Source organism: Listeria sp. ILCC792, assembly GCF_900186135.1.
In the GTDB taxonomy this organism is placed as follows: Bacteria; Bacillota; Bacilli; order Lactobacillales; family Listeriaceae; genus Listeria; species Listeria goaensis.
The window spans coordinates 94,473-109,036 of the sequence record NZ_FYBO01000004.1 but is presented as its reverse complement, the minus strand read 5'-3'; the positions used below and the strand labels follow the sequence as shown (position 1 = coordinate 109,036).

At 39.7% G+C, this 14,564-nt stretch carries 11 protein-coding genes; 10 read left to right on the top strand and 1 reads right to left on the bottom strand.

Annotation, left to right across the window (positions count from 1 at the left end):
- Nucleotides 1–68: 68 nt before the first annotated feature.
- Entirely contained in the window at nt 69–623 is a 555-nt protein-coding gene (gene hpf / locus CFS60_RS06500) for a ribosome hibernation-promoting factor, HPF/YfiA family (RefSeq protein ID WP_088809732.1), read from the top strand.
- Between the two features lie 45 nt (nt 624–668).
- Here the strand turns inward: hpf and CFS60_RS06495 are convergent, their stop codons facing one another.
- Nucleotides 669–1,736 (bottom strand): chitinase, encoded by a 1,068-nt coding sequence (locus CFS60_RS06495; RefSeq protein ID WP_088815777.1) that lies wholly within the window; start codon nt 1,734–1,736, stop codon nt 669–671.
- A gap of 399 nt (nt 1,737–2,135) precedes the next feature.
- On the opposite strand from CFS60_RS06495, the gene secA reads away from it, so the two are divergent.
- The 9 genes from secA (at nt 2,136) to CFS60_RS06450 (ending at nt 14,429) form a co-directional block, all read left to right on the top strand.
- Complete coding sequence (gene secA / locus CFS60_RS06490) at nt 2,136–4,649, top strand: preprotein translocase subunit SecA (protein ID WP_088809734.1); 2,514 nt, start codon at nt 2,136–2,138, stop codon at nt 4,647–4,649.
- A 117-nt stretch (nt 4,650–4,766) separates the two neighbouring features.
- A protein-coding gene (gene prfB / locus CFS60_RS06485) for a peptide chain release factor 2 (RefSeq protein ID WP_117590150.1) occupies nt 4,767–5,868 on the top strand; the annotation gives its coding sequence in 2 pieces (ribosomal slippage) (nt 4,767–4,838 and nt 4,840–5,868; 1,101 coding nt in all).
- Nucleotides 5,869–5,881: 13 nt separating this feature from the next.
- Nucleotides 5,882–6,745, top strand: coding sequence for a YitT family protein (locus tag CFS60_RS06480; protein ID WP_088809841.1), 864 nt, complete (start codon nt 5,882–5,884; stop codon nt 6,743–6,745).
- Nucleotides 6,746–7,359: 614 nt separating this feature from the next.
- Nucleotides 7,360–8,046: a cell division ATP-binding protein FtsE gene (ftsE, locus tag CFS60_RS06475; RefSeq protein ID WP_088809736.1), complete on the top strand. Its 687-nt coding sequence runs from the start codon at nt 7,360–7,362 to the stop codon at nt 8,044–8,046.
- Complete coding sequence (gene ftsX / locus CFS60_RS06470) at nt 8,036–8,920, top strand: permease-like cell division protein FtsX (protein WP_088809737.1); 885 nt, start codon at nt 8,036–8,038, stop codon at nt 8,918–8,920. The genes ftsE and ftsX overlap by 11 nt, the downstream gene beginning before the upstream one ends.
- Nucleotides 8,921–8,983: 63 nt before the next feature.
- The gene (locus tag CFS60_RS06465) at nt 8,984–10,189 is read left to right on the top strand and encodes an NlpC/P60 family protein (RefSeq protein WP_088809738.1); all 1,206 of its coding nucleotides are present in this window, start codon (nt 8,984–8,986) and stop codon (nt 10,187–10,189) included.
- A gap of 111 nt (nt 10,190–10,300) precedes the next feature.
- Nucleotides 10,301–11,617 carry a murein hydrolase activator EnvC gene (locus CFS60_RS06460; protein ID WP_088838996.1) on the top strand — a complete coding sequence of 439 codons (1,317 nt, stop codon included), beginning with the start codon at nt 10,301–10,303 and terminating at the stop codon, nt 11,615–11,617.
- A 161-nt stretch (nt 11,618–11,778) separates the two neighbouring features.
- Entirely contained in the window at nt 11,779–13,227 is a 1,449-nt protein-coding gene (gene cls, locus CFS60_RS06455) for a cardiolipin synthase (protein WP_088809740.1), read from the top strand.
- 26 nt (nt 13,228–13,253) lie between these two features.
- Nucleotides 13,254–14,429: a PDZ domain-containing protein gene (locus CFS60_RS06450; protein WP_088839011.1), complete on the top strand. Its 1,176-nt coding sequence runs from the start codon at nt 13,254–13,256 to the stop codon at nt 14,427–14,429.
- The last annotated feature ends 135 nt before the right edge of the window (nt 14,430–14,564 follow it).

The following is a 14,564-nucleotide window of genomic DNA, read 5'->3' as shown; positions in this document are numbered from 1 at the left end:
GACTAGAAGTAAGAAGAGAAGCTTCTTCTTCGAAAGAATTTTTGTTTTATCCCAAAGGAGGAATTACAATGCTTAAGTACAACATTCGTGGTGAAAATATTGAAGTAACAGAACCGATTCGTAATTACGTTGAGAAGAAAATCGATAAACTCGAACGTTATTTTACAGAGGTTCCAGATGCAAATGTGCATGTGAATTTAAAAGTTTACTCTGATAAAAATGCAAAGGTTGAAGTAACAATTCCTCTCCCAAATCTTGTTCTTCGTGCTGAAGAAACAAGCGGAGATTTATATGCAAGTATTGATTTGATTGCAGATAAATTAGAAAGACAAATCCGTAAACATAAAACAAAAGTGAATCGTAAAATGCGTGATAAAGGTGCACAACAAGACTTCTTTGCTTTTGGAGAAGTTAGTGAAAGCGCACCAGATGAACATGAATCTGATTTAGAAATTGTACGTACAAAACAATTTGATTTGAAACCAATGGATAGTGAAGAAGCGGTACTTCAAATGAATCTGTTAGGGCATAGCTTTTATGTTTATACAGATGCTGAATCTGATGGTACAAATATCGTTTACCGTCGTAAAGACGGAAAATATGGTTTGATTGAAACAAATTAATTTGAAATTAAAACGTCCTGCCACATCGAGCAGGACGTTTTTTATTTATTTAGTTCCTAAAAATGGACCGTATGCGTTTGCGAATCCATTGTTATAAAGGACGCCGTTTTTATCTTTACCGACATCCCAATTTGCGGACCAGGTCATGAGTCCTTTAAGTGGGGTGCCGTCAGCTTTCAATTGGTTGAAGGCATCGTAAACGTTTTGTGGATTTATGACGTAGCCGGTTGCGGCAGCATCGTTATTGGCTGGAAGACCTAAGACTAATTTGTTGGCAGGAATTTTAAGGAAGCCGCGTGTTCCGTGAATCAACGAATCGGACATGTAGTATAAAAATTCTTTTTTGAGGGTATCATTGTTTTGCGCAATCCATTGGTTCGTTTCGTCCACCCAGACGCCATCGCCACCTTGGTTGTATAGTTGTGGTGCGATGTAGTCATAATAGCCATTTAGGGAAGTAATATACGTTTCGTAGGCACCGCCTGGTTTTAAGTAAGGGAATTCAGGCGCCATTGTAATCATGAAGTTTTTTCCTTCTGTCGCGTAATGGTTTTTTACTATTTTTAGTGCCGCGGGAATAACGGTTTGATTGTTTCCTGCCGTGATGGCAGTTTGTTCCAAGTCGATATCTAGGCCGTCAAAGCCGTATGTTTCAACTTGACGAATAATTTCATTTGCGAAGGCCTGCTCGTCGCCAGTTTGCAGTTGGACGTGCCCATCAGCACCGCCGAGAGCTAAAAGTACAGCTCGTCCTTGTTTATTTAGGTCCGCGACTTGGGCGCGAAATTCGTTATCTGTTTGGCCAACTGGTTTGAATGTTGGAATGCGGTTAACGCCATCGCCTTTCATAAAGGCAACAGGAATGACATTGTAAGCTGAGTTTACATCTTTTAACGCGATGTCTGCTGATGTGCCTTGTTTGTAGCCATCATTTCCAGTTGATTTCCAACTATGCCAATAACCTACGAGTACTTGTTTGCTTGTAAGGTCTGGCATGATTGTGGCATCATCTGTTATTGCTTTGGCTGTTTCGCCTCCCGTAAAGCTAAGTCCAATTGCAACAATACCTGCTAAAACACTTCCTGCTATCCATCTTCTTTTTTGAGTTAACATAAAAACCCTCCTTCTTTTTGTACGCGCTTACATTTGTGAGCGCGATTTGGTCGTGCTCTTGAAAATACCCGAGGAAATCGAGGCTAAACATGGAAAAATAAGATATATATTAATATGGTATAGACCAAATTGCAGTGAAAGAAGTTATAAGTAGTTTTTTTATGTGAACCAAAAAAACAAAATTTTTTTCAGGAAGTTAAACTTTTTCACACAATATCCACATCTATTTTGGGTATAAGGTGTTATAATGGTTGGTAGCTTATAAATCGGGGTATAAATAATCAATCCTATTTTCAATTTTGGAGAATAAGTGATAAAATTAATAAGTGTATCTTGTATAAGATAATCTGGAAATTTAAAATAGAGGTAGCAGTCAATTTATGTGGAGGAGAATCAATTATGGCAGGAATGTTAAAAAAGATTTTTGAATCGGGTAAAAGAGATATCAAATATCTTGAAAAGAAAGCCGATCAAATTGAAGCACTGGCTGATGAAACAGCGGCGCTTTCAGACGACGATCTTCGAGCAAAAACAGTAGAATTCAAGGAACGTGTGCAAGCAGGTGAAACTTTAGATGATATTCTAGTTGAAGCTTTTGCTGTTGCGCGTGAAGGTGCAAAACGTGCGCTTGGCATGTATCCATTCCGTGTTCAACTTATGGGTGGTATTGTTATTCATGAAGGTAACATTGCAGAGATGAAAACCGGGGAAGGTAAAACTTTGACGGCGACGTTACCGGTTTATTTAAATGCGCTTTCTGGTGAAGGTGTCCACGTTGTTACGGTCAATGAATACTTATCACAACGTGACTCGGAAGAAATGGGCGTGTTGTACAACTTTTTAGGTCTCTCGGTTGGGTTAAATTTAAATGCACTTTCTAGCGAGGAGAAACGGGAACAATACGCGTGTGACATCACGTATAGTACGAATAATGAATTAGGTTTTGATTATTTACGTGACAACATGGTGGTTTATAAAGACCAAATGGTACAAAGACCGCTTTCGTTCGCGATTATTGATGAAGTTGACTCGATTTTAGTTGATGAGGCGCGTACACCGCTAATCATTTCGGGTGAAGCTGAAAAATCGAATGTTTTATATGTTCGCGCAGACACTTTTGTGACGACTTTGACGGAGGAGAAAGACTATACGGTTGATATTAAAACAAAATCTGTCAATTTAACCGAAGAAGGTATGGCACGTGGTGAAAAATATTTTGATGTTGAGAACTTGTATGATTTAGAAAATACTGTTTTGCTGCATCATATTGCGCAAGCGCTGAAAGCAAACTACACGATGGCGCTTGATGTGGATTACGTGGTTCAAGATGATGAAGTTCTAATTGTTGACCAATTTACGGGTCGTATTATGAAAGGTCGTCGTTTCAGTGAAGGTTTACACCAAGCTTTAGAGGCGAAGGAACATGTGACGATTCAAAATGAGTCGAAAACGATGGCGACGATTACGTTCCAAAACTATTTCCGTATGTATAAAAAATTGGCGGGGATGACGGGTACGGCGAAAACGGAAGAAGAAGAATTCCGCGATATTTATAATATGCGTGTTATTGAAATTCCAACGAACCGCCCAATTGTTCGTGATGATCGCCCAGACTTGATTTATACATCAATTGATGCGAAATTTAATGCGGTTGTGGAAGATATTGCTGAGCGCCATGCGAAAGGGCAACCTGTTCTTGTTGGTACTGTGGCAATTGAAACATCTGAATTGATTGCGAGCAAGTTGAAACGCAAAGGGATTCGCCATGACGTCTTGAATGCGAAACAACATGAGCGCGAAGCGGATATTATTATGAATGCAGGGAAACACGGCGCGGTTACTATCGCAACGAATATGGCCGGTCGTGGTACAGATATTAAACTTGATGAGGAAACGGTTGCGGCGGGTGGTTTAGCTGTAATTGGTACGGAACGTCATGAGTCACGTCGTATTGATAATCAGTTGCGTGGTCGTTCGGGTCGTCAAGGGGACCCAGGGGTGACACAATTTTATCTTTCGATGGAAGATGAGTTAATGCGTCGCTTTGGCTCTGACAACATGAAGAGTATGATGGAACGCTTCGGAATGAATGAGGAAGCGATTCAAAGCAAGATGGTTAGTCGGGCGGTTGAGTCTGCACAAAAACGTGTTGAAGGAAACAACTTCGATTCTCGTAAACAAGTTCTTCAGTATGACGATGTTTTACGTCAACAACGTGAAGTGATTTATAAACAGCGTTATGATGTTATTACAGCGGAAAATGGCTTGCGTGAAATTATTGAAAAAATGATTGAACGTGCGGTTCATTATGTTGTCATTTCAAATGCTTCGTCGCATGAGGCTGAAGAAGATTGGAATTTACAAGGTATTGTGGATTATGTGGATGCGAATTTACTTCATGAAGGCGCGATTACGGTAGATGATTTACAAGGTCGTATCACGGAAGACATTGAAGCCTTTATTTTAGAAAAAATTAAAGAAGCTTATGACGAAAAAGAGCAGCTTTTACCTGAAGAAGAATTTAATGAGTTCCAAAAAGTTGTTCTGCTTCGTGTTGTGGATACGAAATGGGTTGACCACATTGATGCGATGGATCACCTTCGTGACGGGATTCATTTGCGTGCGTATGGTCAAATTGATCCGCTTCGTGAGTATCAATCGGAAGGTTTCGCGATGTTTGAGGCAATGATTTCTTCAATCGATGAAGATGTTGCACGCTACATCATGAAAGCTGAAATTAGACAGAACCTTGAACGTGAGCAAGTGGCGAAAGGGGAAGCTGTTAATCCGGATGAAGGGAAGCCAGAAGCGAAACGCAAGCCAGTTGTTAAGGGTGAGGAAATCGGACGTAACGATCTTTGTCCTTGTGGCAGCGGTAAGAAATATAAAAATTGTCATGGTAAGGAAGCATAAAAATCTCGGGGCGCTATTTTGGCGCTCCTTTTCTTCGGAAAAAATGTTCTGGCTTTATGCTCTTGATTTTTATATACTAAAATAAGTTTAGAATAATAAAAAAAGGTGGAAATAACTATGGAATTAGCAGAAATTCGTAATTCGCTTGAGAAAACGGCGAGCCAAATCACAGACTTTAGGGGGTCTCTTTGACTTAGAAACGATGGAGGTGCGCATTGCGGAGTTGGAAGATCAAATGCTCGATCCAAATTTTTGGAATGATCAACAGGCGGCGCAAAAAGTTATCAATGAGTCGAATGGTTTGAAAGAGGTTTACAATGCTTTTCATAAATTAGAAGAAGAACAGGAAAATTTAGAGGTGAGCTTGGAGCTCCTTCGTGAGGAAGCGGATGCTGATTTGCAAAATGAGCTGGAAGCGGAACTCATGACGTTTGTAAAAGAGCTTGATGAGTTTGAACTCAAGCTTATGTTAAGTGATCCTTATGATAAAAATAATGCAATTTTAGAGCTTCATCCTGGGGCTGGTGGTACGGAATCACAAGACTGGGGTTCGATGCTTTTACGTATGTATCAACGTTTTGCGGAGAAAAAAGGCTTCAAGGTGGAGACGCTGGATTATCAGGCGGGCGACGAAGCGGGGATCAAAAGCGTTACGCTACTCATTAAAGGGCATAATGCTTATGGTTATTTAAAAGCTGAGAAAGGCGTGCATCGTTTGGTGCGGATTTCGCCATTTGATTCATCTGGTCGTCGCCATACGTCTTTTGTGTCGATTGATGTGATGCCTGAAATGGATGATGATATTGAAATTGAAGTGCGGACGGAAGATTTGAAAATTGATACGTACCGCGCGACGGGTGCTGGTGGTCAGCATATTAATACGACGGATTCTGCTGTGCGGATGACGCATATGCCTTCTGGAATTGTGGTTACTTGCCAGTCGGAACGTTCGCAATTGAAAAACCGGGAACAGGCGCTTAAAATGCTTAAGGCAAAGCTTTATCAAAAAGAGCAAGAGGAGAAAGAGGCAGAGCTAGCAGAAATTCGCGGAGAACAAAAGGAAATCGGCTGGGGTAGCCAAATTCGCTCGTATGTTTTCCACCCATATTCGATGGTGAAGGATCACAGGACGAATGTGGAAACGGGGAATACACAAGCTGTCATGGACGGTGAGTTGGATGAATTCGTGAATGCATATTTGCGTTCGCGCATTCAATAAGGCGGGTGTTCGTATGACTAAAAAACGAAATCGCGCGCCGAGAAAATTGTGGCTTATGAAAACGCTAGATTATTTGTATGTTGTTTTGGGGGCAGCCTTTATTGCGATAGCCTTTAATGTGCTGTTGCTCCCCAATCACATTGCTTCTGGCGGCGTAAGTGGTATTAGTACAATTGTGAATTATTTGACGGGATGGACGCCAGCTTTTATCCAGTGGGCGCTCAATATTCCGCTTTTCATTGCGGGTGTATTCTTTTTGGGCTACCAATTTGGGATTAAAACATTTATAGGAACGATGACCATTCCGCTCTTTGTTTATCTGTCACAGGATTTTGCTCCGTGGACGCACGAACCGCTTATCGCTGCTTTGTTTGGCGGCATTTTAGTGGGCTTCGGGCTTGGAATTGTCTTTCGCGGGAAGGCTTCCACTGGTGGGACTGATGTCCTTGCCCAAATTGTGCATAAATACTTCCATCTGTCGCTAGGCATCTGTGTGGCAATCATTGATGGGCTTGTCGTGATTTCGGCGATGTTTGTCTTTAGTATTGAGTCGGGCCTCTACGCCTTAATTGCCTTGTTCGCGACTAGCAAAACAATCGATTTGGTTCAAGTCGGTTTAAACCAGTCCAAAACGGTGCTTATTATTTCTGAAAATCAAGAGGAAATTAGGCAGGCGATTTTATTCAAAATTGATAGAGGGATTACGCGTCTTTCTGCTAAAGGCGGTTATACCGAAGATGAAAAGCAAATTTTGCTTTGTGTGATTTCACAACGAGAGTTTCCGAAGCTGAAAGAAGTGGTGAAGGAAATTGATGCCAACGCGTTTGTTGTTGTGATGAGCGCTAGTGAAGTGATGGGTGAAGGTTTTACGGTGTAACGCGATATGGATGACAAACGGCAATCTTCGCTGTTAAAGCCTGTATTCCGCTCCCTTTTGCCTAGAGTTTTACTGTTTGTCAGTAGCTGAGTATGGTGCGGTGAGCGGCTTGCTAAAAAAGGTGTAACTAATACAAGTGATTAGTTACACCTTTTTTATATAACAGATATATGACAGAAAGCATCTGTGCATATGCAAACAAGTTGAGGTAGTAAGGAAGACTGGTCTATCCCAATCGTTGGAAACTGTAATCATTTTTAATCTGGCTGTAATGTTATTTTGAGGGGAAAAAGGATACAATAGGAGCAGTGGAAAGAGGGACCATGTAGATGGTTTTTAATGTGCCTAAAAATAGGTTGTAATTCCAACTCAAAACGAAACTCAAAAATTTAGTTTTTAAACATACGAAAAAGTTCTTTATAAGTTAACAAATGAGATTGTCACAGGCTGAAATATAACTGTAATGCAATTAACCTACTGATGAAAAACTAGGATGTTATAATAGACTTTGTGTTGAAGTGTATCCGGCACAGCATAACAGTTTTATGTCAAAGGTTATCATTGCATTACCTTACAAATGACGCTTTATTAAGAAAGGCAAATTAGGTGATAAAATGATATTGATGGAAGACGTGTATAAGAAGTACCCAAACGGCATTACTGCTGCTAATGGTCTAAATATCAAAATTGACCAAGGGGAATTCGTTTATGTGGTTGGTCCAAGTGGAGCAGGTAAATCCACTTTTATAAAAATGATTTATCGTGAAGAACGAGCGACCAAAGGAAACATTCAAGTTGATAATTTTGATTTAATCAACTTGAAAAATCGAGAAATTCCATATTTAAGACGTGATGTTGGCGTTGTTTTCCAGGATTTTAAATTACTTTCTAGCAAAACGGTATATGAAAATATTGCCTACGCAATGGAAGTAGTAGAAAAAGACCCGGTTGAAATTAAACAACGTGTTATGGAAGTTCTAGATTTAGTTAATTTAAAGCACAAAGTTAGAATGCTACCAGATGAGCTTTCAGGTGGAGAACAGCAACGTATTTCGATTGCTAGATCCATCGCGAATATGCCAAAAGTTTTGATTGCCGATGAACCAACCGGTAATCTCGATCCAGATACTTCATGGGAAATCATGAATATCCTTGAGGAAATTAATCGTCAAGGCACTACGATTGTGATGGCAACACACAACAAAGAAATTGTGAACACGTTGAAACATCGTGTTATTGCTATCGAAAATGGTCGTATCGCACGTGATGAGCAGCAAGGAGAATATGGATATGAAATTTAAAACCTTTGGAAGACATATGAAAGAAAGCTTCAAAAGTCTTTACAGAAATGGTTGGATGACTTTTGCAGCAGCGAGTGCAGTCACAGTAACACTTATTCTTGTGAGCGTGTTCTTCTCCATTTTAATGAATATGAATAAGCTAGCCTCAGATGTTGAAAATGATGTGCAAATTAACGTGCATATTTCACTCGGAGCTACACAAGAACAAGAAGATGAGCTAAAGAAAAACATCGAAAAGATTGACGGTGTGGATACTGTAACTTTCTCCTCTAAAGATGAACAATTGGAGAATTTAGTAGGAACATATGGAAAGAATTTCGAGTTATTCAAGCAAGATAATCCACTTCATGATGTATTTATCGTTCAAGCAGAACAGCCAGAACAAACGAAGACTGTAGCAACTAAGATTGAAAAATTAAAATACGTAGATGATGCAGAATATGGTGAAAAAACCGTAGATAAATTATTTGATACATTGCAATGGGCAAGATATGCTGGTATAGTATTAAGCATTGGGTTACTATTAACAGCGATGTTCCTCATTTCAAACACAATCAAGATTGCAATCTTCTCAAGAAGAAAAGAAATTGAAATCATGAAACTTGTTGGGGCGACAAACTGGTTTATACGCTGGCCATTCGTTTTAGAAGGGGCGTGGTTGGGTCTTATCGGTTCAATCATTCCAGTTGTATTAACTTTTGTAGGTTACATTAACACGTATAACCTATTAAACCCGAAACTTGCAACATCATCACTTTCGCTCTTACCACCGACACCTTTTGCGTATGAAATTAGCGCGCTAATTATTGTTATCGGCGTTTTAATTGGTGTTTGGGGAAGTGCTATCTCAATTAGAAGATTTTTAAAAGTTTAAGAACGAAAATAATAACAAAAAAAACAAAGAAAAGCTTAGGGAGCTTTTTAGGAGGTAAATTCTTTGAAAAAGAACGCTTTAATTGCAGTATCACTAGCAACAGTAATGACAATCGCACCGGTATTTACAACAAACGCATTTGCAGACGTTAATACTGACATTCAATCACAAGACAAAAAAATTAACGACTTAAAGGCAAAAAAAGGTGATTTAGAATCTGAACTATCTAAATTAGTTGCTGATATGGAAGCTGCTCAAAAGAATGCTAAGAAAATTCAAGCGGATTTTGACAATACTACTAAAGAGCTTAAAGAATTAAACAGTGATATTAAAGAAATCAACGAGAGAATTAAAGAGCGTGAAGAAGTACTTAAAGAGCGCGCACGCGCAATGCAAAAAACTTCTAACTCCAACGCATACTTAGATGTAATTTTAGGGTCTGAAGATTTCTCTGATTTAGTTAACCGTGTTTCTGCAGTTAACCAACTAGTTGATTCTGACAAAGCAATTTTGGATGATCAAAAAAATGATGAAGAAGCGTTAAAAACAAAGCAAGCTTCTGTGAAGAAAAAACAAGAATCTCAAAAAGAAGCGATTCATAAATTTGAAGCTGAACAAAATAAAATTGAAGCACAAAAAGCTGAAAAAGAAGCTGTTGTAGCACAATTAGCGGCTGACCAAGCAAGTGCTGAAAATGCTAAAGCAGGCTTAGTAAGTGAACGTGATAAACAAGCGGCGGCAGCAACTGAACGTGCACGCGCATTAACAGCAGCGGCAGCGCCAACTGCAGGTGTTGAAAATAACAATTCAGGAACATCATCATCTTCAACGGCTAAAACGTCTGCGAACAAAAATAGCAACAATAATAGCTCTTCCAGCAGTAATGTACAACAACCATCTGGAAGCGGATATTCTGCAATGATTTCAGCGGCACGTGCACAACTTGGTAAACCTTATTCATTAGGTGCATCTGGTCCAAGCGCATTTGACTGTTCTGGATTTACTTCTTACGCTTTCCGTGCAGCAGGCATTAGCTTACCAAGAACTTCTGGTGGACAATATGCAGCTGCTCAAAAAATTAGTGCTAGCCAAGCGAAACCAGGCGACCTAGTATTCTTTAACTATGGAAGTGGAATCGCACACGTAGGTATCTATGTTGGTGGCGGTCAAATGATTAACGCACAAAATAATGGCGTTATGTATGATAATATTTCTAGCGGCTACTGGGCTAAGTATTTAGTTGGTTACGGTCGTGTAGCTAACTTCTAAAAATAAATTTGATGTATTGAAAATAGAAAAGTACCTTTGTCTTGGCGGCAAGGGTATTTTTCTATCCTTTTTTGCCAAAAGTAATAAAAAAGTTAGGGGTTTTTCCAAAAAATGAAAAAGAAATTAATATCTGGGGTAATGGTACTGACTACTGTTGCATTCCTTACGCAACCGCTGAATGTACTTGCAGATGATATAAATGGTATGGAGAGTCAAAAGAAAAAGTTACAAGAACAAAAATCTTCAGTGGAAGGCAATATTGGCCAAAAGAACTCGGAGATGGAAAGCTTAGAAGCGGAGTCACAAGATGTAGCGGCATCGCTAGAGAAAGTTTCAAAAGAAATTGAAGCAACGAACAAGAAGTTAAAAGAGCAACAAGCGAAAGTGGTCACGGAGGAAGGCAAAGTTAAGCAATTAAAGGCTGATATTGCGGACTTGAAAGAAGAAATTAAACAGCGCAAAGGTGTGCTTGATAATCGGGCGCGTGCGATTCAAACGAATGGAAGCGGACAGAGTTATTTAAACGTACTTCTACAAGCAGAAGATTTTGCCGACTTTTTTGGAAGGGCATCACTTGTTACTGAGATTGTGAATGCCGATCAGGAAATCATGAAGAAGCAGAAGGAAGATCAAGATCTTTTGAAAAAAATGCAAGATACTTCTGAGAAGAAATTAGCAGAATTGAATCAGCTTGCTACGCAAATTACAGTAATCAAAAATAATTTGGAGAGTCAAAAAGCGGAGCAGGATGATTTGCTACTTACGCTAGCAACGAAAAAAGATAAGACAAATCAGGAAAAGGCTGTCTTGGAAGCACAAAAAGCCAATTTGTCGAAGGAAGAACAGCAAGTGGCTGCGAACTTAACGGCCGCGTATGCGGAAGAGCAACATAAGAAAGAAATGGCGGCGAAACAAGCTGCTGAAGCGAAGCGTAAGGCGAGCAGTAGACAAACTACAAGTAGCGCAAGCGCGCCGTCGCAACCTTCACAAGGAAGTTCATACTCGGCGCCTGCATCTTCTGGCGGAATGTTTATCAAACCAGCCGCGGGTATTTTAACCTCAGGATTTAGTGAGCGGACAAACCCGGTAACAGGGCAATATGAATCTCATAAAGGGCAAGATATTGCAGCAGGGGGAACGGTTCCTGTTTTTGCGGCCGCAAGTGGAACGGTTGTTTTTTCCGGTTTCGGAGCATCGGGTAGTGGTTATGGAGGCTACGGATACGTAGTGGAAATTGATCATGGTAATGGTTATCAAACGCTTTATGGACATATGCGTGCGGGAAGCTTGAGTGTTGTCGCAGGTCAAAAAGTGATGCAAGGACAAAATATTGGAATTATGGGTTCTACGGGTCAGTCGACAGGACAGCATTTGCATTTTGAGATTCATAAAAATGGCGTTCCGGTCAATCCAGCACCATATTTATAAGTTTAAAAAAAGTTTGGGACAAAATTTTGTTCCAAACTTTTTTTGCTATTGGAAAAGAATTGCTAAAATGTAATTTTATCTGCTTTTTTGTTGTAAAATGGGCGGAAACGGGGATTTTATGATATGATTGGATAGAATAAATCAAAAAGGGAGAGAGCAAAATGGGGATTTTGACAGCAATTCTCATTGTCCTGTTAATTTTAAATGTTTTCTTCGCAGCGGTAACAGTATTTTTAGAACGTAGAGATACGTCAGCAACTTGGGCGTGGCTGCTAGTTTTAACGTTTATTCCTATTCTTGGATTCGTTATTTACCTGATATTTGGTAGAAAACTTTCAAATAAGAAGATTTTTGACTGGAAAGGGCAGGAAAAAATTGGGATAAGAGAATCAACAGACAATCAAATTGAATTAATTCGACAGAAAGAATTTCCGTTTAGTGATTCGAATGTAAGAAAATATCGGGATTTAATTTATTTGCTACTTGTAAATGATGGTGCAATCTTGACGCAAGACAATGAAGTGGATGTTTATGTGGATGGGCATGAGAAGTTTGAAGCCTTGATGAAGGATATTGAAAATGCAACGGATCACATTCATATTATTTATTATATTTTTCATTCGGATGAGCTTGGAAAGCGAATGGTCCGCCTGCTTGAAAGGAAAGCCGCGGAGGGACTAAACGTGAAAGTCATCTATGACGCCATGGGCTCAAGGACAACGAAGAAGTCGTTCTTTCATCAACTGGAGAAAAATGGAGGTATAGTGAGGCCGTTCTTTCCTTCGAAGCTTCCGCTGATTAACTTTCGATTGAATTATCGAAACCACCGAAAACTAGCGATTATTGATGGTGAAGTTGGCTATATTGGCGGGTTTAATATCGGTGACGAATATTTGGGTCTATCGAAAAAGTTTGGTTACTGGCGTGATACGCATCTTCGTGTGCACGGGAAAGCGGTTTATGCGATGCAGACGCGGTTTATTATGGACTGGAATTCGGCTGCGCCGAGCCATAAGGTGGACTATAAAGCGCGTTATTTCCCTGCTTTTTATGGTGGTGGGCATACGAGTTTGCAAATTGTTTCAAGCGGCCCAGATTCGGAATGGCAGCAAATTAAAAATGGCTATATTAAAATGATTAATTCCGCTAAAAAATCAATTTATTTGCAGTCACCGTATTTTATTCCTGATGCGAGTTTGTTTGAGGCTTTAAAAATTGCCTCACTTTCGGGAATTGATGTGCGTATCATGATTCCAAATAAGCCGGACCACGCGTTTGTTTACCGCGCTACGACAAGTTATGCAGGTGAATTGATGGAGACGGGGGCGAAAATTTTCATTTATGACAATGGCTTTATTCATGCCAAAATGCTTGTCATTGATGGAGAAATTGCTTCGGTTGGAACGGCGAATATGGATTTTCGTAGTTTTAGACTAAATTTTGAAGTGAATGCGTTTATTTATGAGAAGGCTTTTGCACAAAAATTGGAAGATATCTTTTTGGAAGATATTTTGAAATCCTATCAGCTTACGCCTGAACTTTATAAAGAACGTTCGGTTTGGATAAAATTGAAAGAAGCTGTCAGCAGATTGCTGGCGCCAATATTATAGAAAGAAAGTAGAAGGGTGGGATGGAAATGGAAGTAATCGAAATCATTTTAAAAGGTTTGGTGAGTTTATTTCTTCAGCCGGTCTTTTATTTGGCCATCCTCTTCGTTATTCTTGCTGGATTTAACCGCATCAAGTGGGAACGTAAGTCATTTAGCGTGCGAATCTATTCACCATGGCTAGAGCTTAAAAACTTTTTCACATTAGGTGTGTTTGTTGCGCTTTTAATCTCTATTCTATTGTTCTTCTCTGGATTTAGTGTGATGATTTCATGGCTCGTTATTTTTAATGCCATAACAATTTTAGCACTACTTACATCAATGTTTCGTTTAAGCTCAGCAGCGATTACGATTGGTATTTCGAGTTTAGTCTTTTATTATTGTTATTATTTCGATATACAATTTGGGCCGCTTCAAGATAAGTACTTACTCTATGATAATTTAAATGTAGATAATTTTATGGTGGCAATGACGTTTTTACTAGCGATTGCATTGTTTGTTGAAGCCTATTTAATCAGCCATACGAGTGCAAGCTCACCTTCTCCGTCACTTCGGAAAAGCAGGCGCGGGAAATTAGTTGGCGCATTTCAATTGCGCAAGCTATGGTTTATCCCACTTGTTGTTTTCATTCCGGGGACGGAAATCACCCATTTGTTTGAGTGGTGGCCGGTCTTTAATATTGGAACGGATTCTTATACGCTCATTATATTGCCGCTTATTATTGGTTTTGAGCAAAAGACGCGTTCGGAACTGCCGCAAGTTTTAAGCAAACAGATTTCGGGGCAAGTAATGACGCTCGCGGTCTTTATTGCGGGAATTGGTTTATTGAGTATTGTAATACCGGTGCTGACATTGTTTGCTTTTGTGCTCGCAATTATTTCTAGGTTTTGGATTATGTGGCGCTATTATCGAAATGATAAGATGGCACCGCAAAAATACGCGCCGCAACCTGATGGCATTGTAATTTTGGGTGCTAGAGCGGGTTCGCCGTCAGCGCGAATGAATTTAACGCCGGGTGAAAAAATTACGGAAGTGAACGGAATGGTGGTTAAAACGCGGGCGGACATGTATGAGGCGCTTAATATTAATCGAGCTTTCTGTCGCTTGAAGGTGATGGATCAAAACGGGGAGCCGCGCATTGAACAGACGGCGCTATACGATAATGAGTCGTTTGAGCTTGGGATTCTTTTAGTTGAACCACGATAAATAAAAACGAGTGCTAAGCAAAATTTGGATTTTGTTTGGTGCTCGTTTTAAGTTTTTGTAAAGATAGATGTATTGCTATCCAGAAATTGTAAATTCATGCTATATTTAAGATAAAGTGCGGAATTTGTCAGGAAA

Excerpts from the sequence above, each read along its gene's own strand:
- CFS60_RS06480 (WP_088809841.1), top strand. The coding sequence starts at position 5,882 with ATGACTAAAAAACGAAATCGCGCGCCGAGAAAATTGTGGCTTATGAAA.
- ftsX (WP_088809737.1), top strand. The coding sequence starts at position 8,036 with ATGAAATTTAAAACCTTTGGAAGACATATGAAAGAAAGCTTCAAAAGT.
- CFS60_RS06495 (WP_088815777.1), bottom strand. The coding sequence starts at position 1,736 with ATGTTAACTCAAAAAAGAAGATGGATAGCAGGAAGTGTTTTAGCAGGT.
- CFS60_RS06460 (WP_088838996.1), top strand. The coding sequence starts at position 10,301 with ATGAAAAAGAAATTAATATCTGGGGTAATGGTACTGACTACTGTTGCA.
- cls (WP_088809740.1), top strand. The coding sequence starts at position 11,779 with ATGGGGATTTTGACAGCAATTCTCATTGTCCTGTTAATTTTAAATGTT.
- secA (WP_088809734.1), top strand. The coding sequence starts at position 2,136 with ATGGCAGGAATGTTAAAAAAGATTTTTGAATCGGGTAAAAGAGATATC.
- hpf (WP_088809732.1), top strand. The coding sequence starts at position 69 with ATGCTTAAGTACAACATTCGTGGTGAAAATATTGAAGTAACAGAACCG.
- ftsE (WP_088809736.1), top strand. The coding sequence starts at position 7,360 with ATGATATTGATGGAAGACGTGTATAAGAAGTACCCAAACGGCATTACT.
- CFS60_RS06450 (WP_088839011.1), top strand. The coding sequence starts at position 13,254 with ATGGAAGTAATCGAAATCATTTTAAAAGGTTTGGTGAGTTTATTTCTT.